The 22,716-nt window shown below is 73.7% G+C and carries 19 protein-coding genes; 7 read left to right on the forward strand and 12 right to left on the reverse strand.

The window, feature by feature from the left end:
• The first annotated feature begins 20 nt into the window (after positions 1-20).
• Positions 21-722 (forward strand): hypothetical protein, encoded by a 702-nt coding sequence (locus tag ACLQ27_RS11670; RefSeq protein ID WP_357498262.1) that lies wholly within the window; start codon positions 21-23, stop codon positions 720-722.
• Between the two features lie 117 nt (positions 723-839).
• Here the strand turns inward: ACLQ27_RS11670 and folE are convergent, their stop codons facing one another.
• The 4 genes from folE to ACLQ27_RS11690 all read right to left on the reverse strand — a co-directional run bounded on the left by folE (position 840) and on the right by ACLQ27_RS11690 (position 4,956).
• Complete coding sequence (folE, locus tag ACLQ27_RS11675; RefSeq protein WP_234587526.1) at positions 840-1,505, reverse strand: GTP cyclohydrolase I FolE; 666 nt, start codon at positions 1,503-1,505, stop codon at positions 840-842.
• Positions 1,506-1,540: 35 nt separating this feature from the next.
• Positions 1,541-3,559, reverse strand: coding sequence for an ATP-dependent zinc metalloprotease FtsH (ftsH, locus tag ACLQ27_RS11680; RefSeq protein WP_234587425.1), 2,019 nt, complete (start codon positions 3,557-3,559; stop codon positions 1,541-1,543).
• Positions 3,560-4,130: 571 nt separating this feature from the next.
• On the reverse strand, positions 4,131-4,706 hold the full coding sequence (hpt, locus tag ACLQ27_RS11685) for a hypoxanthine phosphoribosyltransferase (protein WP_030328005.1): 576 nt from the start codon (positions 4,704-4,706) through the stop codon (positions 4,131-4,133).
• 100 nt (positions 4,707-4,806) lie between these two features.
• Entirely contained in the window at positions 4,807-4,956 is a 150-nt protein-coding gene (locus ACLQ27_RS11690) for a hypothetical protein (protein WP_234587421.1), read from the reverse strand.
• 138 nt (positions 4,957-5,094) lie between these two features.
• On the opposite strand from ACLQ27_RS11690, the gene ACLQ27_RS11695 reads away from it, so the two are divergent.
• Entirely contained in the window at positions 5,095-6,075 is a 981-nt protein-coding gene (locus ACLQ27_RS11695) for a GlxA family transcriptional regulator (RefSeq protein ID WP_357498156.1), read from the forward strand.
• Here ACLQ27_RS11695 and tilS read toward each other — a convergent pair.
• From tilS to dacB, 3 genes are all read right to left on the reverse strand, one after another.
• Positions 6,062-7,054 (reverse strand): tRNA lysidine(34) synthetase TilS, encoded by a 993-nt coding sequence (gene tilS / locus ACLQ27_RS11700; RefSeq protein ID WP_425866705.1) that lies wholly within the window; start codon positions 7,052-7,054, stop codon positions 6,062-6,064. The genes ACLQ27_RS11695 and tilS overlap by 14 nt on opposite strands.
• 10 nt (positions 7,055-7,064) lie before the next feature.
• Positions 7,065-8,135, reverse strand: a complete 1,071-nt coding sequence (locus ACLQ27_RS11705; protein ID WP_357498152.1) for a zinc-dependent metalloprotease — start codon at positions 8,133-8,135, stop codon at positions 7,065-7,067.
• Positions 8,136-8,295: 160 nt separating this feature from the next.
• A complete protein-coding gene (gene dacB, locus ACLQ27_RS11710; protein WP_425866838.1) occupies positions 8,296-9,768 on the reverse strand; it encodes a D-alanyl-D-alanine carboxypeptidase/D-alanyl-D-alanine endopeptidase in 1,473 nt (490 codons plus the stop codon).
• 539 nt (positions 9,769-10,307) lie between these two features.
• On the opposite strand from dacB, the gene ACLQ27_RS11715 reads away from it, so the two are divergent.
• On the forward strand, positions 10,308-10,814 hold the full coding sequence (locus ACLQ27_RS11715) for an inorganic diphosphatase (RefSeq protein WP_234583300.1): 507 nt from the start codon (positions 10,308-10,310) through the stop codon (positions 10,812-10,814).
• Between the two features lie 31 nt (positions 10,815-10,845).
• On the opposite strand, the gene eccD is transcribed toward ACLQ27_RS11715, so the two are convergent.
• Positions 10,846-12,249 (reverse strand): type VII secretion integral membrane protein EccD, encoded by a 1,404-nt coding sequence (eccD, locus tag ACLQ27_RS11720; RefSeq protein ID WP_425866707.1) that lies wholly within the window; start codon positions 12,247-12,249, stop codon positions 10,846-10,848.
• 101 nt (positions 12,250-12,350) lie between these two features.
• On the opposite strand from eccD, the gene eccCa reads away from it, so the two are divergent.
• The 4 genes from eccCa (at position 12,351) to ACLQ27_RS11740 (ending at position 19,305) form a co-directional block, all read left to right on the forward strand.
• Complete coding sequence (gene eccCa, locus ACLQ27_RS11725) at positions 12,351-16,325, forward strand: type VII secretion protein EccCa (protein ID WP_425866709.1); 3,975 nt, start codon at positions 12,351-12,353, stop codon at positions 16,323-16,325.
• Between the two features lie 74 nt (positions 16,326-16,399).
• Positions 16,400-17,731: a type VII secretion-associated serine protease mycosin gene (mycP, locus tag ACLQ27_RS11730; protein WP_357498145.1), complete on the forward strand. Its 1,332-nt coding sequence runs from the start codon at positions 16,400-16,402 to the stop codon at positions 17,729-17,731.
• Positions 17,732-17,783: 52 nt separating this feature from the next.
• A complete protein-coding gene (locus tag ACLQ27_RS11735) occupies positions 17,784-18,575 on the forward strand; it encodes a phosphatase PAP2 family protein (protein ID WP_357498143.1) in 792 nt (263 codons plus the stop codon).
• A gap of 37 nt (positions 18,576-18,612) precedes the next feature.
• A complete protein-coding gene (locus ACLQ27_RS11740; protein WP_357498141.1) occupies positions 18,613-19,305 on the forward strand; it encodes a phosphatase PAP2 family protein in 693 nt (230 codons plus the stop codon).
• 13 nt (positions 19,306-19,318) lie between these two features.
• On the opposite strand, the gene ACLQ27_RS11745 is transcribed toward ACLQ27_RS11740, so the two are convergent.
• The 4 genes from ACLQ27_RS11745 to nth form a co-directional block, all read right to left on the reverse strand.
• Entirely contained in the window at positions 19,319-20,497 is a 1,179-nt protein-coding gene (locus ACLQ27_RS11745) for a MarP family serine protease (protein WP_234583294.1), read from the reverse strand.
• Positions 20,498-20,561: 64 nt separating this feature from the next.
• The gene (locus ACLQ27_RS11750) at positions 20,562-21,254 is read right to left on the reverse strand and encodes an NUDIX hydrolase (protein ID WP_234583293.1); all 693 of its coding nucleotides are present in this window, start codon (positions 21,252-21,254) and stop codon (positions 20,562-20,564) included.
• Positions 21,251-21,928: a redoxin domain-containing protein gene (locus ACLQ27_RS11755; protein WP_425866712.1), complete on the reverse strand. Its 678-nt coding sequence runs from the start codon at positions 21,926-21,928 to the stop codon at positions 21,251-21,253. The genes ACLQ27_RS11750 and ACLQ27_RS11755 overlap by 4 nt, the downstream gene beginning before the upstream one ends.
• The gene (gene nth, locus ACLQ27_RS11760; RefSeq protein WP_425866713.1) at positions 21,925-22,713 is read right to left on the reverse strand and encodes an endonuclease III; all 789 of its coding nucleotides are present in this window, start codon (positions 22,711-22,713) and stop codon (positions 21,925-21,927) included. The genes ACLQ27_RS11755 and nth overlap by 4 nt, the downstream gene beginning before the upstream one ends.
• Between the last annotated feature and the right edge of the window lie 3 nt (positions 22,714-22,716).

The following is a 22,716-nucleotide window of genomic DNA, read 5'->3' on the forward strand; positions in this document are numbered from 1 at the left end:
GTGTGGGGTCGAACGCTACGGTGACCGGGCCGGGGCGGCAGCGGACCGCCGGGTCGGACGGCGATGGCACGCCGGCGGCTGCCGAACCCGTCAGCGGGTGGGCCGAGTATCTGGCGGCGGCGCGGCAACTCGATGCGATCCGGCGCGGCGCGGCTGCCGCTGCCGGTGAGCAGGCCCGCTCGGCGGAGGCCGCCCGGGAGGAACTGACTGTCGTGCGTGCCGGGCTGGCGAGTCAGCAGGAGCGGCTGCGGGAGCGCGGCGTACCGGCGATCTCGCTGGTGCCGTCGCCGCCGGAGCTGACCGAGGCGGCCCGGTCGATGGCCGGCGGTCCGGCCGCCGTGCTGGCGGCGCTGCGGGCCGCGCGGGGTCAGGCCGAGGCCGCGGACGCGGCGTTGGCCGCACGTCGCGGCGTCCGGCCGGCCTCCTGGCCCGCGCGGGCGCGCAACCTCCTGGTGTACGGGCCGTTGGCGCTGCTGGTGCCGCTGATCCAGGTCATCGTGTACGCGACGACGGGTACCGGCCCGGCCAGCGTGACAGCCCTGATCGCTGGGCTCCCGATGCCGGCGGTCGCCTTCGTCGTCGGCTGGGTGGGTGTCGGTCGGGTGTTCCACGCCAGCCCCGGCGAGCGGCTGGACCGGACGGTACGCCTCGGTGCGCTGGTCTGTCTGGTGCCGGCTGTGCTGGTCACGGCCGGCCTGCTGCTGGCCCTGCTGGCCGGCTGACCCGCCGCCGCGCAGGTCAAACCGAAGCGAGCGCCGGCCACCGCAGAGGCGACACCCGGAGATGCGACGGCCGGCCACCCCGGGAGGGGACGGCCGGCCGTTGTCGCGTTCGCCAGGTCAGCGGGGGATGATCAGCGCCATCGCCTCGGCCCGCGACTTGGAGTCGGACTGCAGGATGCCGCGCACCGCCGAGGTGATGGTCTTGGCACCGGACTTCTGGATGCCCCGCATCGCCATGCACATGTGCTCGCATTCGAGCACGACGACGACGCCGCGCGGGGCTAGCTTGCTCATCAGCAGGTCGGCGACCTGCGAGGTGAGCCGCTCCTGCACCTGGGGTCGGCGGGCGAAGACCTCCACGAGGCGGGCCAGCTTGGACAGGCCGGTGATCCGCCCGTCCGGGCCGGGGATGTAGCCGATGTGCGCGCTGCCCCGGAACGGCAGCAGGTGGTGCTCGCAGAGGCTCATCACGTCGATGTCCCGGACGATCACCAGCTCTTCGTGGTTAGCCTCGAAGGTGGTGCTGAGCACCTGGGCCGGGTCGACGCGCAGGCCGGCGAAGAGCTCGGCGTACGCGCGGGCCACCCGGGCCGGGGTCTGCTGGAGCCCGTCGCGGTCCGGGTCCTCGCCGACGGCGATCAGGATCTCCCGGACGGCCTTCTCGATCCGGCCGAGGTCGACTGCGTCCTCGACCGGGCGACCGGTCAACCGGCCGCTGATCAGCCGGGCGGCAACGTAGTCCAGCCCGTCGTCGCCGTCGGGCTCGGTCGCGGAAACGGCCAGCTCCCGGTGCGGGGAGCTGGCCGTCGGGTCGTCGCTCAGTGCGTACCGTCCGAGTTGTTGGACGGCGTGCCGCCACCAACGGACGCCTGCGCGCCGTCGGCCTGGGCCTGCGCCTTGAGCTTGTCCTTCTCCGCAGGGGTGAGCACGGGCGGCTCGGTGGACGGCTGGCGCTTGCCGAAGCCGTTGTACGGAGCCAGCGGCGGGCGCTTGACGACCCGCGCGCAGATCCGCGCCATGTCGGCCGTGGAGAGGGTCTCCTTCTCCATCAGCTCGAGCACGATGCTGTCCAGGACGTCCCGGTATTCCACCAGGATCTCCCAGGCCTCGTCGTGCGCCAGCTCGACAAGTGCCCGCATCTCGCCGTCGATCTCGGCGGCCACCGAGTCCGAGTAGTCCCGCTCGTGGCCCATGTTGCGGCCGAGGAACGGCTCGTCCCCGCTCGTGCCGTACTTGATCGCGCCGAGCTTCGAGCTCATGCCGTACTGGGTGATCATCGCGCGGGCCAGCTGGGTGGCCTTCTCGATGTCGTTGCCGGCACCGGTGGTGGGCTCGTGGAAGACCAGCTCCTCAGCGGCCCGGCCGCCCAGCGCGTACGCCAGGGTGTCGATCATTTCGGCGCGGGTCTGGGTGTACTTGTCCTCGGTCGGCAGCACCAGGGTGTGGCCCAGCGAGCGGCCGCGGGACAGGATCGTCACCTTGTGCACCGGCGCGGCGTGCGGCAGCGCCCAGGCGACCAGCGCGTGCCCACCCTCGTGGTACGCGGTGATCTTCTTTTCCTGGTCGCTCATCACCCGGGTCCGTCGCTGCGGACCGGCGATCACCCGGTCGATCGACTCCTCCAGGGAGTCGTTGGTGATCGCCCGCTGGTCCTTGCGGGCGGTGAGCAGGGCCGACTCGTTGATCACGTTGGCCAGGTCGGCGCCGCTGAAGCCCGGGGTACGCCGCGCCACCGAGTCGAGGTCGACGTCGGGGGTGAACGGCTTGCCCTTGGCGTGCACCCGCAGGATGGCCTTGCGGCCCTCCATGTCGGGGGCGTCCACCGGGATCTGCCTGTCGAACCGGCCCGGGCGCAGCAGCGCCGGGTCGAGGATGTCCGGCCGGTTGGTGGCCGCGATCAGGATGACCCCGCCCTTGGTGTCGAAGCCGTCCATCTCGACGAGCAGCTGGTTGAGCGTCTGCTCCCGCTCGTCGTGGCCGCCGCCCATGCCGGCGCCGCGGTGGCGGCCGACGGCGTCGATCTCGTCGACGAAGACGATTGCCGGGGCGTTCGACTTGGCCTGCTCGAAGAGGTCGCGGACCCGGCTCGCGCCGACACCGACGAACATCTCGACGAAGTCGGAGCCGGAGATCGAGTAGAAGGGCACCCCGGCCTCGCCGGCGACCGCGCGGGCCAGCAGGGTCTTGCCGGTGCCGGGCGGGCCGAACAGCAGCACGCCCTTCGGGATCTTGGCGCCCAGGGCCTGGTACTTCGCGGGGTTCTGCAGGAAGTCCTTGATCTCGTGCAGCTCCTCGACGGCCTCCTCGGCACCCGCGACGTCCGCGAAGGTCGTCTTCGGAGTGTCCTTGGTGATCATCTTCGCCTTGGACTTGCCGAAGTTGAGCACCCGGGAGCCGCCGCCCTGCATCTGCGACATGAAGAACAGCAGCAGGAGCACGAGCAGCGCGATAGGCAGCAGGTTGACCAGCAGGCTCACCCAGATGCTGTCCGACGAGACCTTGGCGTCGGCCGGGCCGGTGACCCGGTTGGCCGCCTTGGCGTCCAGCACCTCATTCCAGATCTCGTCCCCAGCCTGGTACGGGAACTGGGCCTCGATCCGGTCGGTGTTGGTGTCACCGAACTTGGTCTTGTTCTTCAGGTCCAGCTGGAGCGTCTGCTCCTTGTCCTGGAAGACGACCTTGTTGATCTGGGCGGTGTGGAGCTGGTCGAGCGCAACGGAAGTGTCCACGCGGTGGTAGCTGGGACCAGCGGTGAACAGCTGACTGAGCACAACGGCGCCGAGGATGACCAGGATGATCCAGACCACCGGTCGGCGGAAGAAACGCGTACGTTCCATACTGTTGTCGAGCGCCGGAGCGCCCGCATCCTCCTGATCGACGTCCTGACCGTCTGATGGTGTCGCCGCCCTGGGCGGCGTCGGAGCCGCCGTGCGGGCCGGCCTCGACCCCGAGGCGCGAAAACTGCCGCGCCGCGGTCATTCGACGGTACACCGTGTACGCGAGGAGTGAGCTTGCGAGCCCCGCAGTGGTGCATCAATCGAAGGCCCGTGCACGTGAGGAGCAGGCCCGCGAGTCCCACCCCCGGCTGTCCGTCGCCATCGACGACGGGCTCCGTGAGCGGCCTCGCCAGCCCCGCACCAGGCGTACGGCGGGTCCGGGCAAGAACCGGCGTGGCGGGGAATCCGGCCCGGCCACCCGCACGCCCGGTCACGCGGTCGAGGGGCCGGGCGCGAAGTTGCCTCCGCGCCACCGGGCTCCACGGTAACCGGAACAGCTGAGAGCCCGCTGAACGTCGGCTTGACGAATACCGATGCGAGTTGCTCTCACTCGGCCGGGGCGCGACCCGTCGGGGCCGGGCCGGGCGGCGCCAGGACCAGGCGAGCGGCAGCCAGAACCGGCTGCCGGCCGTCAGGACCGGGCGTAGACCTCGGGCTTGAGCACCCCGACGTAGGGCAGCTCCCGGTACCGCTCGCCGAAGTCGAGGCCGTACCCGACCACGAACTCGGTGGGGATGTCGAAGCCGACGTACTTCACCGGCACCGGCACCTTGACCGCGTCCGGCTTGCGGAAGAGCGCGACCACCTCGACGCTCGCCGCCGAGCGCGACTCCAGGTAGCGCAGCAGCCAGGAGAGCGTCAGGCCGGAGTCGACGATGTCCTCCACGACCACGACGTGCCGACCGGCGATGTCCCGGTCGAGGTCCTTGAGGATGCGGACCACCCCGGAGGAGGTGGTGCCCTGGCCGTAGGACGAGATGGCCATGAAGTCGAGTTCGGCCGGGGGGCCGTTGCGGCCCAACGCCCGGGCGAAGTCCGCCATGAACATCACCGCACCCTTGAGCACGCAGACCAGCAGCAGTCCGTCGCCCACGTGGGCGTAGTCGGCGGAGACCTGCTTGGCCAGCTCCGCTGTCTTCTCGCGGATCTGCGCCTCGGAAATGATCACGTGGTCGATGTCGGCGTCGTACCAGGAGCCGTCAGCCATGACTCCTAGCCTGCCGTACGTCCGATGGCCTCCGTCGGCGGGGCCGCACCTTTCGGCGCGGTCCCGCCGGGGATCTTCGGCGCAAAGGACATCAAACGCATCAGCTGGTGCGAGACCGCCAGCGGCGGCCGTCCTCGCTGGGCTTCCAGTCGGCCGAGTCGTGGCTGTCCGCGGTGAGGCCGGCCGCCGAGGCGGCGACGAGCAGGACGAGGAACAGGAGGAAGAGCAGGAACTCCATGGCGGCGCTCACTTTCGCACGGTTGCTGTCGGTTTCGCCGCCGGTGCGCACCGGACTGAGACCAGTCTCCGCCGACTCCCGCCGGCCGGACAGTGGCAGAGATGCCACTGGGCATCGATTTACTGCCACCTCTGGGGTTACCCTCGTCACATGCTCCGATCCGTCGCCGTCCTCGCCCTCGACCAGGTCGCCCCCTTCGAGCTCGGCGTGCTGGCCGAGGTGTTCGGCACCGACCGGACGGCCGACGGCTTCCCGGGGTACCGGTTCGACGTGTGCAGCCCCGACGGCGCTGCCGTCCGGACGTCCGCCGGCTTCCACCTCACCCCGAACGCCGACCTCGGCCCGCTGGAGGAGGCCGACCTGGTGGCCGTCCCCGCGCACAGCGCGGGCACCGTCATCCCCGACGCGGTGCTCGACGCGCTGCGCCGCGCCGACGCGCGCGGCGCGCACCTGTTCAGCGTCTGCTCCGGCGCCTTCCTGCTCGGCGCTGCGGGCCTGCTGGACGACCGGGAGTGCACCACCCACTGGCGCTACGTCGACGAGCTGCAGCGCCGGCATCCCCGCGCCCGGGTGCGCTGCAACTCGCTCTACGTCCAGGACGGCCGGCTGCTCACCAGCGCCGGCACCGCGGCCGGCATCGACGCCTGCCTGCACCTGATCCGCCAGGTGCACGGCTCGGCCACCGCGACCCGGCTGGCCCGGCGGATGGTGGTCCCGCCGCACCGCGACGGCGGCCAGTCGCAGTACGTCGAGGCACCCATCCCCCGGGCCCCCGAGGCGCCCACGCTCGAACCGGTGCTGGAGTGGCTGATGGGGCACCTGGACCGGGCGATCACAGTGGAGGAGCTGGCCGCCCGCGCCGGCATGGCCCCGCGCACGTTCGCCCGCCGGTTCCGCGCCGAGACCGGCACCACCCCGCACGACTGGCTCACCAACCAGCGGGTGCTGCTCGCCCGGCGACTGCTGGAGGAGACCCCGTTGAGCGTGGAGGCCGTCGCCGACCAGGCCGGCTTCAGCGACGCCGCCGCGCTGCGCCACCACTTCAGCCGCCGGGTCGGCGCCACCCCGCACAGCTACCGGACCACCTTCCGGGACCGGGCCGACGCCGCCGGGGCGCTCAGCCCGAGCTGAGGGCCGTCAGCCGGTCGCCACGACGGAGTACGCGGACACCCCCGGGCAGGTCGGTGGGACCCTGACCGTGCCAGTCGGTGACCAGGGCGTCCAGCGCGGCGACGTGCCGATGCGACAGCGCCCCGGGCACCGCGCCCAGCTCCCGTGCCCAGGCGTGCAGCACCCGGGTGCGTACGGCGGCGCCCAGACCGGCCAGCTCCGGCACCGCGAGCCCACCGGCGGCGTGCCGGGCCGCCGCCAGCGCCGCCGCCGCCGTCTCGTCGAGGGCGGCGTTGTCCGCCGCCACCAGCCGGGCGGTACGCGCCAGGTTGTCCACCACGCCCGGCCCGAGCGCCCGCACCAACGCCGGCAGCACGTCGGCGCGCACCCGGGAGCGGGCGTACGACGGGTCGGTGTTGTGCGGGTCCTGCCACGGGCTGAGCCCGAGCGCGGCACAGGCGGCGCGGGTCTGCTCCCGACCGATCTCCAGCAGCGGCCGCAGCAGCGGCACCCCGCCCAGGTCACGTCGGCCGGGCATGCCGGCCAGCCCGCGTGGACCGGCGCCCCGGGCAAGCGCGAGCAGCACGGTCTCCGCCTGGTCGTCGCGGGTGTGCCCGGTGAGCACCGCGACCGCCTCGTGCCGCCGAGCCGCCTCGGTCAACGCCTCGTAGCGGGCCTCCCGGGCCACCGCCTCGGGGCCACCCACCCGGCCGGCCACCTCGACCCGGGCGACGGTCACGGGCGCGAACCCGGACTCGCGGGCCCAGCCGGCCACCGCCTCCGCGCGCTGCGCCGAGCCGGCCTGCAGGCCGTGGTCGACGGTCACCAGACCGGCGGGCCGACCCAGCCGGGGCGCCACGAACACGGCCGCCGCCGCCAGGGCCAGCGAATCGGCCCCACCGGAACAGGCGACCAGCACCGGGCCGCCGGCCGGCAGGTGAGTCAGCGCGCGACGGACCGCCACCCGGATCGCGGCCACCGGCGGCGCGAGCGCGCCCATCGACTGACGGTCAGCCGGCGGCCGGTACGGTGCCGGCCGGCCCGTGCACGCGCGCCACCCAGGCGTCCGGGTCGCCCAGCTCGGACAACCGGGGCAGGGTGAGCGGTGAGTTGAAGATCGAGTTGAAGCCCGGCATGCCGACCCGCTCGACCACACCGTGCACGAACTTGCGGCCCTCGGCGTACTGACGCATCTTGACGTCCACCCCGAGCAGCCGACGGATCGCCTTCTCCAACGGGTTACCTGCCTCGCGACGCCTGTTGAACGACGACCGGATGCGCTCCACGCTCGGGATCACCTGCGGGCCGACGCCGTCCATCACGAACTCGGCGTGCCCCTCCAGCAGGGTCATCAGGGCGGTGAGCCGGTCGAGGACGGCCCGCTGCGCCGGGGTCTGCACGATGTCCAGCACGCTCGTGCGGCTCTCCGGGTCGCGGACCGCCTCGGACAGCGTCGCCACCCCGCGTCGCAGCCGCTCGACGAGGTGCTCGCCGCCGCTGGACGAGGCGTCGACGAACGCCTGCACCTCGCTGAGGAAGTAGGCCCGCATCCACGGCACGGCGGTGAACTGCGTCCGGTGGGTGACCTCGTGCAGGCAGACCCACAGCCGGAAGTCCCGGGGGTCGGCGCCGAGCTTGCGCTCCACCTCGACGATGTTCGGCGCCACCAGCAGCAGTTGGCCCGGGTCGGCGGAGAAGACCTCGTACTGGCCGAGCACCCGGCCGGAGAGGTAGGCCAGCACGGTGCCGGCCTGCACCCCGGTCAGCCGGGACCCGATCGCCTCGGTGAGCGCGCCGGGCGGCTTGTCACCGGACAGCCGGCTGACCAGCGGAGTGATCACCTCACGCAGCCCGGCGATGTTGGTGGCCGCCCAGTCCCGGCGGTCGACGACCCGCACCGGCGGGTGCGCCACCTGCGCCCGCAGCCCCGTGTAGTCGGCCACGTGCCCGGCCGCCTCCTCGGTCAGCCGACGCAGGTCGCCGACCACGTCGGTGGCCTCGGAGTACGACACCCGGGGGCCCGACTTGCTCAACGCCCCCGCGGTCGCGGCGGCCAGATCCCAGTCCACGAACTGCGCCATGAACCCACCGTACCCGCGTCGCGACACCCCGGCCCGGGCTCGCGTCGGCGATCGACGCCGGTCGCGGCCCCCGCACCGGCCGGGTGACCGGCCCGGACGAGGTCAGCGGTAGCCACGGCACGCCATCGCCCGCCGGGGGTGAGACCCGCCCCGACGCCCGTCAGCGGCAACCGCAGCCGGCCAGCGCGGCGGCGATGCGGTCCAGCGCCGGTTGGGCGGTGTCCGTCCCGCCGGGCACCTTGTCGGTGAGCACCGCGAACGTGAGCAGCCGGCCGTCGGCGGTGGTGACCAGGCCCGCGATGGCGTGCACCCCGGTCAGGGTGCCGGTCTTGGCGCGGACGGCGCCCGCCCCGGCGGCGGTGCCGGGAGCACCCCGGTACCGCTCGCCCAGCGTGCCGGACCAGCCGCCCACGGGCAGACCGCCGAAGACGCCGGCCAGCTCCGGGTGGTCCGGGCTGGCGGCCAGCCGGATCAGGTCGGTGAGCAGCGACGGGCTGATCCGGTTCTTGCGGGACAGCCCACTGCCGTCGGAGAGGGTGATCTCCTCGGCGGGCAGGCCCAGCGCCGCCACCTCGGCGTCCATCGCGGCGGCGGCGCCGTCGAACGAGGCCTTCTGGCTGCGGGCCAGCGCCACCTGGCGGGCCAGCGCCTCGGCCAGCAGGTTGTCACTCTCGCTGATCATGATGTCGACCAGCCGGATCAACGGCGGCGACTGCACCGCGCCCAGCTCCGTACCGGGAGGCGGGGTGCCACCGGCGGCGGTGGCCAGGGCCGGGGCCGTGCCCCGCTTGACGGTGCTGGTGGGTACGCCGAGCAGCCGGGCGAACGACCGGCCGGCGGCGAGGTCCGGCTCGGCGACCCGCTCGGCGCCGCCGGGCTCGGCGCCCGGGTCCTTGCGCGCACCGTCGGTCATCAGCGCGGTCACCGCGCCGCCGTACCCGCCGGTCGGGATGTCGTCGTCCCAACCGGGGCCGTACACCGGGCCGGAGTAGATCGTGCCGTCGACGGTGACGCTGGTCGGGGCCGTGCCGCCGAGCGCGGTGCGCACCTGCGCGGCCAGGTCGTCCAGGCGTGCCGCGCCGGGGTAGTAGCCCTTCTTGTCGACCGCGAGCGTGGGGTCGCCACCACCGACGATCACCACCTCGCCGGGCTTGGCGCCGGCCACCGCCCGGGTGGGGATCCGGTACCCGGGCCCACGGGCGGCCAACACGGTCACCGCGGTCGCCAGCTTCGTCACCGAGGCGGGCACCGTCCCGTCGTCCGCCCCCTTGGCGAACAGCGTCTGACCGGTGGTCACGTCGGCCACCGAGACGTTCACCCGGTCGCCCAGGGCGGGGACACCGACCAACGGGTCCAGCGCGGCCCGTACGCCGTCGGGCGCGGGCAGCGGGGCGTTCGGGTCGGGCCCGTCCAGCACGTCCGCCGGGTCGGGTTCCGCGGCGGGGCCGGCGGCGGCCTGCGTGGACGCCGCCTCCTCACCCAACCAGCCGGCGACCGGGCCGGGCCGGGTCACCACGACGCCGACACCCGTCAGCACGAGCAGCACCACCAGTGCCAGCACGGTCACCAGCCGCCGTCGGCGGCGTGGCGGGGACGGCGCCAGCGGCGGCTCGGCGCCGGCCGACGCCGGCAGCGCGGAGATCGGCGGGCCCAGCGGCGGTGCGCCGGTCGGAATGCGGACAGTCGGGCCGTCACCGGACGGTGCGCCAGCCCGGGCAGGGCTGGCCGGGGCGGAACCTGCCGGGGCGGGGCTGGTCGGCTGTGCGCCGTTCGGCGGGGCGCTCGTGGGACGGTCTCCACCGCCGAGGACCGGGAAGCGACCGCTGTTCGGCCCGGCGGAATTCGCCTCCGACGGGCGCCACGGCAGCGGCGGAGGCCGCTCGGGCACCGACTCCTCGGGCGGCCGGGGAAGGTGGGCGTCGGGCACCGGCACCCGCCCGGTGGCGCCGCCGGAGCCGGATCGTCCGGTACCACGCGCGGTGCCCCCGTCCGGGCGGTAGTGTGAATCTTCCCTCCCCACGACCCCCTCCTCCCCCAGCGAAAATCGGCTTGGGTGACACTACTTCGGTCCGAAGACTATGCGGCGGCCGGAGTCGGCGGGTGGGCATTCACCTGTCCGGAGGGTCGCCAGTGGTTCCGTTAGCCAGCGTGGGCAGACGAGGGAGCGTGCAGATGGATTTCGACGTGACGGTTGAGATCCCCAAGGGTCACCGGAACAAGTACGAGGTGGACCACAAGACCGGCCGCATCCGGCTGGACCGCACCCTGTTCACGTCCACGCAGTACCCGGCGGACTACGGGTTCATCGAGGAGACGCTGGGCGAGGACGGCGACCCGCTGGACGCGCTGGTGCTGGTCCCCGAACCGACCTTCCCGGGCTGCCTCATCCGCTGCCGGACCATCGGCATGTTCCGGATGACCGACGAGAAGGGCGGCGACGACAAGGTCCTCTGCGTGCCCTACGAGGACCCCCGCCAGGAGCACCTGCGCGACATCCACCACCTGGGTGAGTTCGACCGCCTGGAGATCCAGCACTTCTTCGAGGTCTACAAGGACCTTGAGCCCGGTAAGTCGGTCGAGGGCGCGACCTGGGTCGGCCGCACCGAGGCCGAGGCCGAGATCCGGGCCTCCTACCAGCGGGCCCGCGACGCCGAGGCGCGCGGCGAGTCCGCCCACTGACGATCGCTTACCGACCGGGCCCGGGAGCCGCTCAACCGAGCAGCCCCCGGGCCCGGTCGTACAGGTCGAGCACCGCGCAGGCGACCGGCACCACGGCGACCACCAGGGCCGTGTCGGTGAGGTCCGCGACCCTTGCGAGGTACGGCGAGACCGCTCGCCGGGCGTACCCGGTGCCGGCGGCCACGGTCACCAGGCCCAGCGCCGCGCCACCGAGGACCAGGGCCAATCGGCCGGTGTCGTCGGCCCGGTCGAGAAGCACCGCACCCAGCACCGCGTAGCCGGCGAGGCCGGCGAGCACCGTCGGCACCCGGTGCCGCAGCGCCACGAACAGCCGCGACCGCAGCAGCAGCACGGCCGAGACCACCGCCACCAGCACCGGGCCGGCGGTCCCACCGGCCACCCCGAGGATGACCGCCGCGCCCACCGCCAGCACGGCGTGCCCGAGCAGCATCCCGGTGAGCACCTCCTCGGTGCGGGTGACGGCCGCGTGCACCCGACCCCGGTCCGGCAGGTCCCGGGGGCGCTCCGGCTCGGCACCCGACACGGCGGCCGGCAGGGTGATCGGCGGTAACGGCAGCTTGCCCAACCGGATGGCGAGCAACGGGATCGCCCCCAGGGCGAAGACCAGAGCGCTGAGCAGCACCGCCGCCGTGCCGGCGGGGGTCAGCAGCAGCGCGCCGAGCGCCGCGCAGGCACCCAGCAGACCGACAGTCACGCCGGCCACGAAGACCCGCAGCCGGCTGGCCACCCCGAGCAGACCGACCAGCGCCGCCAGCAGCAACGCCACCGAGCCGGTCAGCAGTTCGGGTGCGCCGACCCAGCGCACCGGCCCGAGCGGGCCGACCGGATCACCGGAGCCGATCGCCAGGGCGCCGGCGACGAAGGCGTACGGCAGGGCGTAGCCGCCGAGCGTCGCTCCCGCGGCGCCGTCGCCGTTGGCGCGGGAGGCGACCGCGCCGGCAACCGTGAGCAGCAGCGCCACCACCGCCGCCGCGAACCAGCCGCTGGGCAGCGTCGGACCGCCCGCGAGCAGCGCGAACAGCCCGACGGCGAGCGGCACGGCGGCACCGGCCAGACCGGCCACCCGGGTGGCGTCCGGTGACCACGCCCCACCCCGGCGGCGGGCGCCGTCGGCGATCGCCTCCACCACGTCGTCGTACTCCAACTCGGGCCAGTGGGCGCGGGCCGGCACCAGGTGCAGCACCTCGCCGTCGCGGACCCCCTGCGGCAGCAGCGCCTGCGCCGTCGCCAGCAGCGCCCCGTCGGTACGACGCAGCACCCAGCCGCCGTGCCGCTCGCCGTCGTCGGCCAGGCCCTCGCCGGCGTGTCGCAGTACGTCGGGCAGCAGCTCGGCCAGGGGCACCTGCTCCGGCAGTGCGACGTCGACCCGCCGTTGCGGCGCGCTGATGGTGACGCGGGCCAGCCCGGTTGTCATCGAGGGATCTCCATATCGACGGGGATCGGAGGCTGCGCGGACGACAGGACTTTACCTACGATGAGCCAGGCTCGGGTTACCCAGCGCTGTCAGGAGGCCGAGTGTCCACAGTCGTCATCAAGCGTCCGCCGCGCCGGCCGGCGCCGGAGATCCCCGTCGGCGAGCTGCCCGTCGAGGCGCCGCCGGAGATCCCCGCGGTGGCCGGCGGCCGGTGGCAGCAGATGCTGATGGTGCTGCCCATGCTCGGCGGCACGGTGGCGATGGCGATGATGTTCGGCCGGGGCGGCGGCGCCTACTCGTACGTGGTGGGCGGGATGTTCGGGCTCTCGTCGCTGGCGATGCTGGTCACCTCGTGGGGCAGCGCCTCGGGCACCCCGAAGAAGTCCGAGATGATGGCGGCCCGCCGGGAGTACCTGCGCCACCTGGCCACACTGCGTCGCCGGGTCCGGCAGACCGCCGGGCAGCAGCGGGCCGGCCTCTACTATCGACACCCCGACCCGGGTCGGCTGTGGTCGACGGTGGACAGCCGCCGGGTCTGGGAACGCCGTCCCGCCGACCCGGACTTCGCGGTCGTACGCGTCGCCGTCGGGCCGCAGACCCTGGCCACCCCGCTCGTCGGACCGGTCACCCGGCCGCTCGAGGAGCTGGAGCCGATGACCGCCGGCGCGCTGCGCCGCTTCCTGGACGCGTACTCCGTGGTGCCGGAGCTGCCGGTGGCCCTGTCGCTGCGCAGCTTCGCCCGGGTGCACGTGCGGACCGCCGCCGGTGGTCCGGCCGGCGGTGAGCCGCCCATCGGCGACCGGGCCGCCCAGGCCCTGGCCCGGGCGGTGCTGACCCAGCTGGCCGTGTTCCACGCCCCCGACGAGCTGCTGATCGCGGTCTGCGCCGGCCCGGAACGCCGGGCCGACTGGGAGTGGGTGAAGTGGCTCCCGCACGCGCACCATCCCTCTCGTACGGACGCGCTCGGGCCGGTGCGGCTGGTGACCTCGTCGGGCGCGGAGCTGGAACGGCTGCTCGGCGACGTGCTGGCCAGCCGGTCCCGGTTCAGCCCTGCCGGACCGGCCACCGACGGCCCGCACGTGGTGGTGGTCCTCGACGGCGGTGACCTGACCGGCGCAACCGACCTGACCGGCGACGGCGGCATCGACGCGGTCACCGTGCTGGACCTGGACACTCCGCCGCCCCGCCTGCTCGACCGGTACGCGCTGCTGTTGGAGCTGCGCGGTCGGCGGCTGCACTCGTGGTCGGTGGAGGGGCACGCGGAGGTCGGCACCGCCGACCACCTCGACCTCGCCGACGCCGAGGCGGTCGCCCGGCGGTTGGCGCCGCTGCGGCTGGCCGGCGCGGCCCGCGGCCCGGACGCCCCGCTCCAGGTCGAGCTGGGCCTGCCGGAGCTGCTCGGCCTCGGCGATCCGGAGAGCTTCACCGCCGAGCAGGGCTGGGCGCCGCGCTCGGCCCGGGACCGACTGCGGGTGCCGATCGGGGTGGGTGTCGACGGCGGCGCCATCGAGCTGGACCTCAAGGAGTCCGCCCAGGACGGGATGGGCCCGCACGGCCTGCTCATCGGGGCCACCGGGTCCGGCAAGTCCGAGCTGCTCCGCACGCTGGTGCTGGGGTTGGCGGCGACGCACAGCAGCGAGCAGCTCAACTTCGTCCTGGTTGACTTCAAGGGCGGCGCCACCTTCGCGCCGTTCGACCGGCTGCCGCACACCGCCGCCGTGATCACCAACCTGGCCGACGCGCTGCCCCTGGTCGACCGGATGGTCGACGCGATCAACGGGGAGCTGGTCCGCCGGCAGGAGCTGCTGCGCCGTGCCGGCAACTTCGCCAGCGTGCGCGACTACGAGCGGGCCCGCGCGGCCGGCAGTCCACTCGCGCCGCTGCCGTCGCTGCTGCTGATCTGCGACGAGTTCTCCGAACTGCTCTCCGCCAAGCCGGACTTCATCGACCTGTTCGTGCAGATCGGCCGACTGGGCCGGTCGCTGGGCGTGCACCTGCTGCTCGCCAGCCAACGCCTGGAGGAGGGCCGGCTGCGCGGGCTCGACACCCACCTGTCGTACCGGATCGGGTTGCGCACCTTCTCCGCGCTGGAGTCCCGGACGGTGCTCGGTGTGCCGGACGCGCACGAGCTGCCCCGCTCGCCGGGCCACGGCTACCTACGGGCCGGCACCGATCCGCTGGCCCGTTTCAAGGCCGCGTACGTCTCCGGAACGGTGCGCCGCCGCGCCGCGACGGCGGGGGCCTCGGCCGGCGGCGGCGCCCGCCTGCTCACGTTCACCACCCACGCCGTGCCGCTGCCCGAGCCGGCCACCCCGGCCCTGACCATGGTCGCCGAGGACGAGGGCGATCGGGAGACCCTGCTCGACCTGCTGGTCGACCGGCTCGTCGGGCAGGGCCCGCCCGCCCACCAGGTGTGGCTTCCGCCGCTCGGCGAGCCACCGGCCCTGGATGAGCTGGTGGGCCCCGTCGAGGTGGACCAGGCGCGCGGACTCACCGTGGGCAACCCCGAGCTGCACGGCGCGCTGGGGGTGCCGGTGGCGGTGGTGGACCGGCCGTTGGAGCAGCGCCGGGACCTGCTCTGGCTGACCCTGGACGGCGCGGCCGGACACGTCGCGGTCGTCGGTGCGCCGCAGAGCGGAAAGTCCACCGTGCTGCGCACGCTGATCTGCGCGTTGGCGCTCACCCACACTCCGGCCGAGGCGCAGGTCTACTGTCTCGACTTCGGCGGCGGTGGCCTCGCGGCGTTGCGCGACCTGCCGCACGTGGGCGGGGTGGCCGGCCGCGCCGATCCGACCGCCGTGCGGCGCACGGTCGGCGAGATGACGACAGTGCTGGCCGAGCGGGAGCGCCGGTTCGCCGAGCTGGGCGTGGAGTCGATGGCCGCGTACCGGCAGCGTCGCGCCGCGGCAGGTACGACCAGCCAGCCGGGCACCGACCCGTTCGGCGACGTCTTTCTGGTGATCGACGGCTGGAGCACCGTCCGCGGCGAGTACGACGACCTGGAACCGCTGGTCACGGACCTGGCCACCCGGGGCCTGTCGTACGGGGTGCACGTGGTCGCCACGGCGCTGCGCTGGCTGGACTTCCGCCCGGCGATCCGGGACCTGTTCGGCTCCCGGTTGGAGCTGCGCCTCGGCGATCCGGCCGACTCCCTGGTGGCCCGGCGGGCGGCGGCGAACGTGCCGGAGCGCCCCGGCCGGGGGGTGACGGCGGAGAGCCTGCACTTCCTCACCGCGCTCCCGCAGCTCGCCGCCCCGGGCGGGGGCACCACCGACCTCGTCAAACGGATCGCCGACTGCTGGGCCGGGCCGGTGGCCCCCCGGGTCCGGCTCCTCCCGCCGGTGCTGCCGTACGCCGACCTGGATCTGGCCGCGACGACCGGGCTGCAGCTTCCGATCGGGATCGCCGAGGCGGACCTGCGGCCGGTGCTGCTCGACTTCGCGAGTGAGCCCCACTTCGTGGTCTTCGGGGACGCGGAGTGCGGCAAGTCGACGTTCCTGCGGGCGCTGGCCACCTCGATCACCACCCGGTTCGCGCCGGAGGAGGCCCGGGTGATCCTGGTCGACTACCGGCGCAGTCTGCTCGGCGCCATCGAGACGCCGCACCTCATCGGGTACGGCACGGCCGCCGCGCACACCGCCGACCTGGTCGAGTCGGCCGTCGGATACCTGGAGCGGCGGGCTCCGGGGCCGGAGGTCACTCCGGCCCAGTTGCGGGACCGGTCCTGGTGGTCGGGACCGGAACTGTTCGTGCTCGTCGACGACTACGACCTGGTGGCGGCGGGGCCGGCGAACCCGTTGCGGGCCCTGGAGGAGCATCTGCCGCACGCCCGCGACGTCGGGCTGCACCTGGTGCTGGCCCGCCGCTCCGGAGGCGCGGGACGTTCCCAGTACGAGCCGATCGTGCAGCGGCTGCGGGAGCTCTCCACCGCCGGGCTGGTGATGGCGGGCAGCCCCGAGGAGGGTGCGCTGGTCGGCCCGGTGCGGCCCGGACCGCTGCCGGCGGGCCGTGGTCGGCTGGTCACCCGACGGGAGGGCGTACGCCTCGTGCAGCTCGCACATCTGCCGCCACCATGACCTGTCTCCGTAGTTCCTCCCGTGACGGGTGGGGAAACCGGTAATCTCCGATCGTCGTGGTTCCGTCGGGATGAATGGCTGAGGATGTGACAGGGGTTCGGCACAGCGGTCCTGCAGTGGCCCGACGGGCCGGCCGGGCGCTGCTCGGTGTGGCGGCGATGCTCGCCGTCGCGGTCCCGGCCGCCGCACCTGTCGCCGCGCCCAGCAGCGGCGGGCAACTCGCCGGCGCACCGGTGGCGCTCGCCCCCGGTGACAGCGTGGCCCGCACCGACCAGGTCCGTGACGAGCAGTGGCAGCTCGACGAATTGCGGGCCGACACGGCGTGGCGCAGCTCGACCGGCCGGGGCGTGACAGTGGCGGTGGTCGACTCCGGTGTGGACGCCAACCATCCCGACCTGGCCGGCCAGGTGCTGCCCGGCCTCGACCTGGTCGGGCCCGCTGGCGGCGCCGGTCCGGATCCGGTCGGTCACGGCACCACTGTCGCCGGCCTGATCGCCGGGCGTAACGACGACAAGCGGGGCGTGGTCGGCCTGGCGCCGGATTCCCGGATCCTCCCGGTCCGCGTGCTGGACGAGCGCAACAAGTACGACGACGCCCTGATCGTCGCGAAGGGTGTCCGCTGGGCGGTCGACAACGGCGCCCGGGTGATCAACCTGTCGCTGGGCGGCAGCGGGGACAGCCCGGCCCTGGCCGCGGCTCTGGACTACGCGTTCGCCCGGGACGTGGTCGTGGTCGCCTGCACCGGCAACCTGGCCACGTCGACCGACTCCAAGGTCTGGTACCCGGCTCGCGAGCCGGGCGTGATCGCGGTCGCCGGGCTGGAGCGCAGCAGCGACAACCTGTGGTCCGGCTCGATCACCGGCCGGGCGACGGTGCTCACCGCCCCCGCCACCGGCCTGGTCGGCGCCCGCCCGGCGGACGGGTACTGGCGGGTGCAGGGCACCAGCTTCGCCGCGCCGTTGGTGGCCGCGACCGCCGCGCTGGTCCGGTCCCGTTTTCCGGACATGCCCGCCGGCGAGGTGGTCAACCGGCTGCTGGCCACCGCCCGTGACCTCGGCCCGACCGGCCGGGACGACCGCTTCGGGTACGGGGTGGTCGACCCGGTGGCGGCGCTGACCGCGGACGTTCCCCCGGTCACCGTCAACCCGCTGGACGATCTGACCTCGCCGGGCGTGGTCGGCTTCGGTCCGGCCCCCGGTTCGGAGGACAACGGCCCGGTCAGCGGCGCCGGCAGCGACCCGCTCGGTTTCACCGCCGGACGACAGCAGACCGGGTGGACGGCCCGACCGGCGGGCGCTCCGGCCGAATCGGTGCCGGAGCAACTGTGGACCGGTGTCGCGCTCCTCGCCGCCCTGGTGACCGGTGCGGCGCTGATGGTGCGCCGGTTCCGCCAGCGCAGTCGCTGAGCGTCGCGGACGGCAGGCCTGAAGGCCCGGCGGGTGGGGTAGAACCGTCCGCATGAGCACGCCCGCCGCACGAACCCTCGACACCGACCGGCGCCCGTCCTGGCGGCGTCGCCGCCTCGACCCGGACCACTCGTTGGGTCTGCGGCTGACCCTGGCGGCGACGGCGACGTTCCTGGTGCTGGTGCCGTTCGCCCTGCTCGCACTGCTGGTGCTCGGTGCGTGGGGGCCGCTGCACCGGCTGGACACGACGATCACCGACGCGCTGCACGACCATGCGGTGCGCCACCCGGCCTGGGTCGCGCTGATGGACGTCTGGAGTGCGGTGTTCGCGCCCCTGCCGCTGCGGGTCGTGGCCCTGCTCGTGGTGATTTGGCTGCTGCGCCGCCGGGCCCGCCGGCTGGCCCTCTGGGTGGCCACGACGATGGTGGTCGGCGGGTTGATGGGTCCGCTGCTCAAGTTGCTCGTCGGCCGGGACCGGCCGGAACTGCTCGACCCGGTGGCGCGGGCCGCCGGCTACTCGTTCCCCTCCGGGCACGCCCTGAACGCCACCCTGGCCGCCGGGGTGCTGCTGCTGGTGTTCCTGCCGTACGTCCGGCGCTGGGCCGCGCGGGTCGCGCTCTGGATCGCCGCACTGCTGCTCACCCTGGTGACCGGGCTGAGCAGGGTCTCGCTCGGTGTGCACTTCACCAGTGACGTGCTCGGCGGTTGGCTGCTCGGCGTGGCGGTGATCGCGGCGACCACCGCCGCGTTCACCAGTTGGCGGGCGCACACCGGCCTCCGACCGGTCCGGCCGGTGCGCGACGGCGTCGCGCCCGAGGTCGAGCGGCAGCCGGACAAGACCTGAGGCGTGACGACGACGTCGATCGGGTATTGGCCGGCTCATGTCCGACACCGTGGTCCAGATCCTCCGGCGGGTGCTGCTGCCGGTGTCCCTCCTGTTCGGTTTCATGGTGCTGCTCGGGGTGCTGATCACCCGCGTGTTCGAACGGACCTGGCCGTTCACCGTCGAGGACTCGGTGAATCGGGAGTTCGCGGGTGACCGCACCGGCGGCTGGAACGACGTCTCGCTGGTGTTCAGCACGCTGGCCAGCACCCAGATGATCGTCGTGGTCACCGTGCTGGTGGCCCTGGTGCTGCGACTCTGGCTCAAGCGCTGGCGGGAGCCGCTGTTCCTGTGCGCGGCGGTGACCGCCCAGGCGTTGGTGTTCCTGTTCACCACGATGGTGATCGACCGGCAGCGGCCGGCGGTGGAGCACATGGACACCTCGCCGCCCACGTCGAGTTTTCCGTCCGGGCACACCTCGGCGGCGGTGGCCCTCTACGTCGGTATCGCGGTGCTGATGGCCCTACGGGCACGCAGCACGGGAGCGAAGGTCGCCTGGTGGACGCTGCTGCTGGTGCCGGTGGGTGTGGCGCTGACCCGCATGTACCGGGGGATGCACCACCCGAGCGACGTGGTGGCGTCCTTCATCAACGGCGGCACCTGCGTCGCGATCATGGCCCGGGCGGTGCTGGACCGGGGACTGCGCTGGGGACGCGCCAAGCTGCCGATGGCCGCCACGGCCCGGACCTGATCCGGCGGACCGCTCAGGTGCACTCGCCGGTGGCGACGGCCCGGTTGCGTTCGGCCCCGGCCAGCGCCACCGGCCTGGCCTCGGCGGCGGTCACGGCGAACCCGGTGTTGGGGTCGTCCGCCGCCGCCGCGAAGATCACGCCGAGCACCAGACCGTTGGCCGAGAGCAGCGGTCCACCGGAGTTGCCGCTGCGCACCAGCGCACGAATGGTGTAGATCTCCCGGGTGACGTCGCCGGAGGAGTAGATGTCCGGCCCCTTGATTTTGTCGACGTCACGAACGCGGGCCGACTGCGCGTTGTACGGGCCATCCAGCGGGAAGCCGAGCACGATGGCGTCCGAGCCGCTGCCCGCGTTGCCGGCGGCGAACCGCAGCGACGGGCCGGGCAGCCCCGGCACGAGCAGCACCGCCAGGTCGCGGTTCGGGTCGTAGACCACCACCTGACCGTCGTACCGCTCCCCGCCCAGCTCCACCGCCACCGAACGGGTGCCGGCGACCACGTGGGCGTTGGTCATGACCCGGTCGTCGGCGTACACGAAGCCGGAGCCCTCGATGCGGCGCGAGCAGCTGGGCGCGGAGCCGAGCACCTTGACCACCGAACGCTGACCGTTGACCACCACCTGCGAGCCGGCCAGCGCCGGGTCGGGCGGGTCGACCTGGCGGGCCCGGGTGGGCGTGAGACCACCGAAGACGTCCGGGAACCCGTCGGTGTCGACGGTGTCCTCCAGGGCGGTGGAGAGGCGGTGCGCCTCCTCCGGCAGGACCCCGTTCACCACGCCGATCAGCGCGCTGTTGCGCACCGCGGAGGCGAGCCAGGGCACCGACGACGACCCGAGCGGCACGGCGACCAGCCAGGCCAGCAGGAGCACCGCGAACAGTGAGACGAACGCCCCGCCGATGTCGTCGATCCGCCGACCCACGTCGCTGGTGATCGTCTTGCGCAGGTGCGAGCCGAGCCAGCCGGCGAGCGCCTGCCCGATCACTGCCAACCCGAAGATCGCCACCAGTGAGATCAGCACCCGGGTGCCGGCGTCGACGAACTGCCGGGCGAACAGCGGCCCGAGTTGCAGGCCGAGCAGCAGCCCCAGAAAGAAGCCGGACAGCGACGTGATGCCGATGACGAAACCCTGGCGGTATCCGCTGATCGCGAACACGAGCATGAGCAGCAGCAGGACGAGATCCACGACGGACACGGGGTCCAGCGTACGGGCAGTGCGCCCGCCGGATGACCACCGCTTGCGGAAGGTGACCGCGTGGTCAGCGCAGGGCGGTCTCGTCGACGTCTTCGGTGCCGGCCGACGGCGCGGGAGTGGCCCCCGTGGGCGGCAGATCGACCAGCCGGCCGGGCGACCACGGGCGGGCCCAACCACCCATGTCCAGCAGGGTCGCCAGCACCCCGGCGGTGAAGCCCCAGACGAGCATGCCGCGCGCCGAGAACGCCGGCCCCACCCAGCCGCTGGGATGGCGGACCCGCAGCCGGTTGGCGGGGTCGACCAGCTCGCGGACCGGCAGTCGCGCCACGTGCGCCACCTCGGCGGGCTCGGCCGGGTGCACCGGGTGCGGGTCGTGCCACCAGGCCAGCACCGGGGTGACCACGAAGTCGCTGACCGGGATCCACAACTTCGGCAGCTCGGCAAGCACGGTGACGCTGGCCGGGTCGAGGCCGACCTCCTCGTTCGCCTCGCGCAGCGCGGTGGCCCGGACGTCGGCGTCCTCCGGGTCGGCCGCCCCGCCGGGGAAGGCCGGCTGACCGGCGTGGTTGCGCAGGGTGGCGGCCCGTTGCAGGACCAGCACGTCGGGGCCGAGGTCGGGCTGCTCACCGAGAAGCACCAGCACGGCGCTCTCCCGGCCGCCCTCGGCGGGGGTGGTCAGCCGGGTGAAGTCCTCGGCGCGGGCGGTGCCCAGCCGGGTCAGCAACGGCTCGATCCATTCCGGCGGTCGGCGGGTCATGCCGGCACCGTCAGGCCGAGATGCTGGCGGACCAGCTTGGCGATCTGGACGTCATCGAGGGCCCCGGTGGCGTCGATGTGCCGGATGCGGCCCTGCGCGTCGACGAAGAGGGTCAGCGGAATGGCGTTGCGCTTCAGTTCGCGCTGTAGCGCCTCGCCCTGGTCGACCAGGATCGGGAACCGGACGCCGAAGTCCTCACCGATGGACTGGGCGCCGCTGCGGCTGTCCCGGCTGTTGACCCCGACCACCTGGAGCTGACCGGCGGCCCGTTCGCTGAGGCGTTGGAAAGCGGGCAACTCCTTGCGGCACGGCGGGCACCAGGAGGCCCACACGTTGATCACGGCCGGCCCGGCCACGTCGCGCAGCGCGACGGGCGCCCCGCCGGTGAAGCAGGAGAGCGTCAGCTCCGGCAGCTGCTGCCCACCGGCGGTGGGGGTCGGCGTGCCGGACGTGCCAGAGGCCGCTGTGCCCGAACCGGGCGACGCAGGGGTCGCCGGGCCGGAGCCGGGTGCCCCGGCCGTGGGTGCCGTGTTCAGGGCGGCGCAGTCCCGGAACGGGGATGGCCGCTCGGCCGCGGCCGGGCGGGTCGCTGGTGCGTCGTCGGCCGGGTTGCCCGTGCAGCCGGCAACGGCCAGCAGCAGCGGCAGGACGGCGAGGGCGAGGCGGCGGTTCACGGCACCTCCGCGGCGACCGCCTGCGCCGGCACCAGCTCCGGGTCGACCCCGGCGGCCACCGCGAGGTCACGCGCGCGGGGGCCCTTGAGCAGCTTGGCGGCGGCGGCCGGCTCGGTCGGGCCGGTGCCGTACGAGGGGCACAGCTTCGCGAGCGTGCACGCCCCGCAGGCGGGCTTGCGGGCGTGGCAGACCCGTCGCCCGTGGAAGATGATCCGGTGCGACAGCATGGTCCAGTCGCGCTTCGGGTAGAGCGCGCCGATCGCGTGCTCGATCTTGACCGGGTCGGTCTCGGTGGTCAGCTGCCACCGGTGCGCCAGCCGCTGGAAGTGCGTGTCGACAGTGATGCCGGGGACGTCGAAGGCGTTGCCGAGAATGACGTTGGCGGTCTTGCGGCCGATCCCGGGAAGCGTCACCAGGTCGACGAGCCGGCCGGGGACCTGACCGTCGTACCTGTCGACGAGGGCCTGCCCCAGCTTGAGCAGCGAGTCGGTCTTGTTGCGGTAGAAGCCGGTGGGCCGGATCAGCTCCTCCATCTCGCCCCGGTCGGCCCCGGCGTACGCGGGGGCGCTCGGGTAGCGGGCGAAGAGCTTCGGGGTGACCTCGTTGACCTTCTTGTCGGTGCACTGCGCCGAGAGGATGGTGGCGACGGCCAGCTCCAGGGCGTTGGAGTGGTCCAGTTCACAGTGCGCGTCGGGGTGCGTCTCGGCCAGCACCCGGCCGATCTTGCGGGCACGACGTGTGCGCCCGAGGTCGGTCTCGCTGGCACCGGGAGAGCTACTGGTCACGAC

The organism is Micromonospora sp. DT63 (assembly GCF_049841615.1).
Lineage (GTDB): Bacteria > Actinomycetota > Actinomycetes > Mycobacteriales > Micromonosporaceae > Micromonospora.

What these genes read in the sequence shown, in the direction of transcription:
- ACLQ27_RS11715 (WP_234583300.1), top strand. Translation starts at nt 10,308, where the DNA reads ATGGATTTCGACGTGACGGTTGAGATCCCCAAGGGTCACCGGAACAAG.
- ACLQ27_RS11735 (WP_357498143.1), top strand. Translation starts at nt 17,784, where the DNA reads ATGAGCACGCCCGCCGCACGAACCCTCGACACCGACCGGCGCCCGTCC.
- hpt (WP_030328005.1), bottom strand. Translation starts at nt 4,706, where the DNA reads ATGGCTGACGGCTCCTGGTACGACGCCGACATCGACCACGTGATCATT.
- mycP (WP_357498145.1), top strand. Translation starts at nt 16,400, where the DNA reads ATGGCTGAGGATGTGACAGGGGTTCGGCACAGCGGTCCTGCAGTGGCC.
- tilS (WP_425866705.1), bottom strand. Translation starts at nt 7,054, where the DNA reads ATGGGCGCGCTCGCGCCGCCGGTGGCCGCGATCCGGGTGGCGGTCCGT.
- ACLQ27_RS11750 (WP_234583293.1), bottom strand. Translation starts at nt 21,254, where the DNA reads ATGACCCGCCGACCGCCGGAATGGATCGAGCCGTTGCTGACCCGGCTG.
- ACLQ27_RS11705 (WP_357498152.1), bottom strand. Translation starts at nt 8,135, where the DNA reads ATGGCGCAGTTCGTGGACTGGGATCTGGCCGCCGCGACCGCGGGGGCG.
- ACLQ27_RS11740 (WP_357498141.1), top strand. Translation starts at nt 18,613, where the DNA reads ATGTCCGACACCGTGGTCCAGATCCTCCGGCGGGTGCTGCTGCCGGTG.
- eccD (WP_425866707.1), bottom strand. Translation starts at nt 12,249, where the DNA reads ATGACAACCGGGCTGGCCCGCGTCACCATCAGCGCGCCGCAACGGCGG.
- ACLQ27_RS11695 (WP_357498156.1), top strand. Translation starts at nt 5,095, where the DNA reads ATGCTCCGATCCGTCGCCGTCCTCGCCCTCGACCAGGTCGCCCCCTTC.
- ftsH (WP_234587425.1), bottom strand. Translation starts at nt 3,559, where the DNA reads ATGGAACGTACGCGTTTCTTCCGCCGACCGGTGGTCTGGATCATCCTG.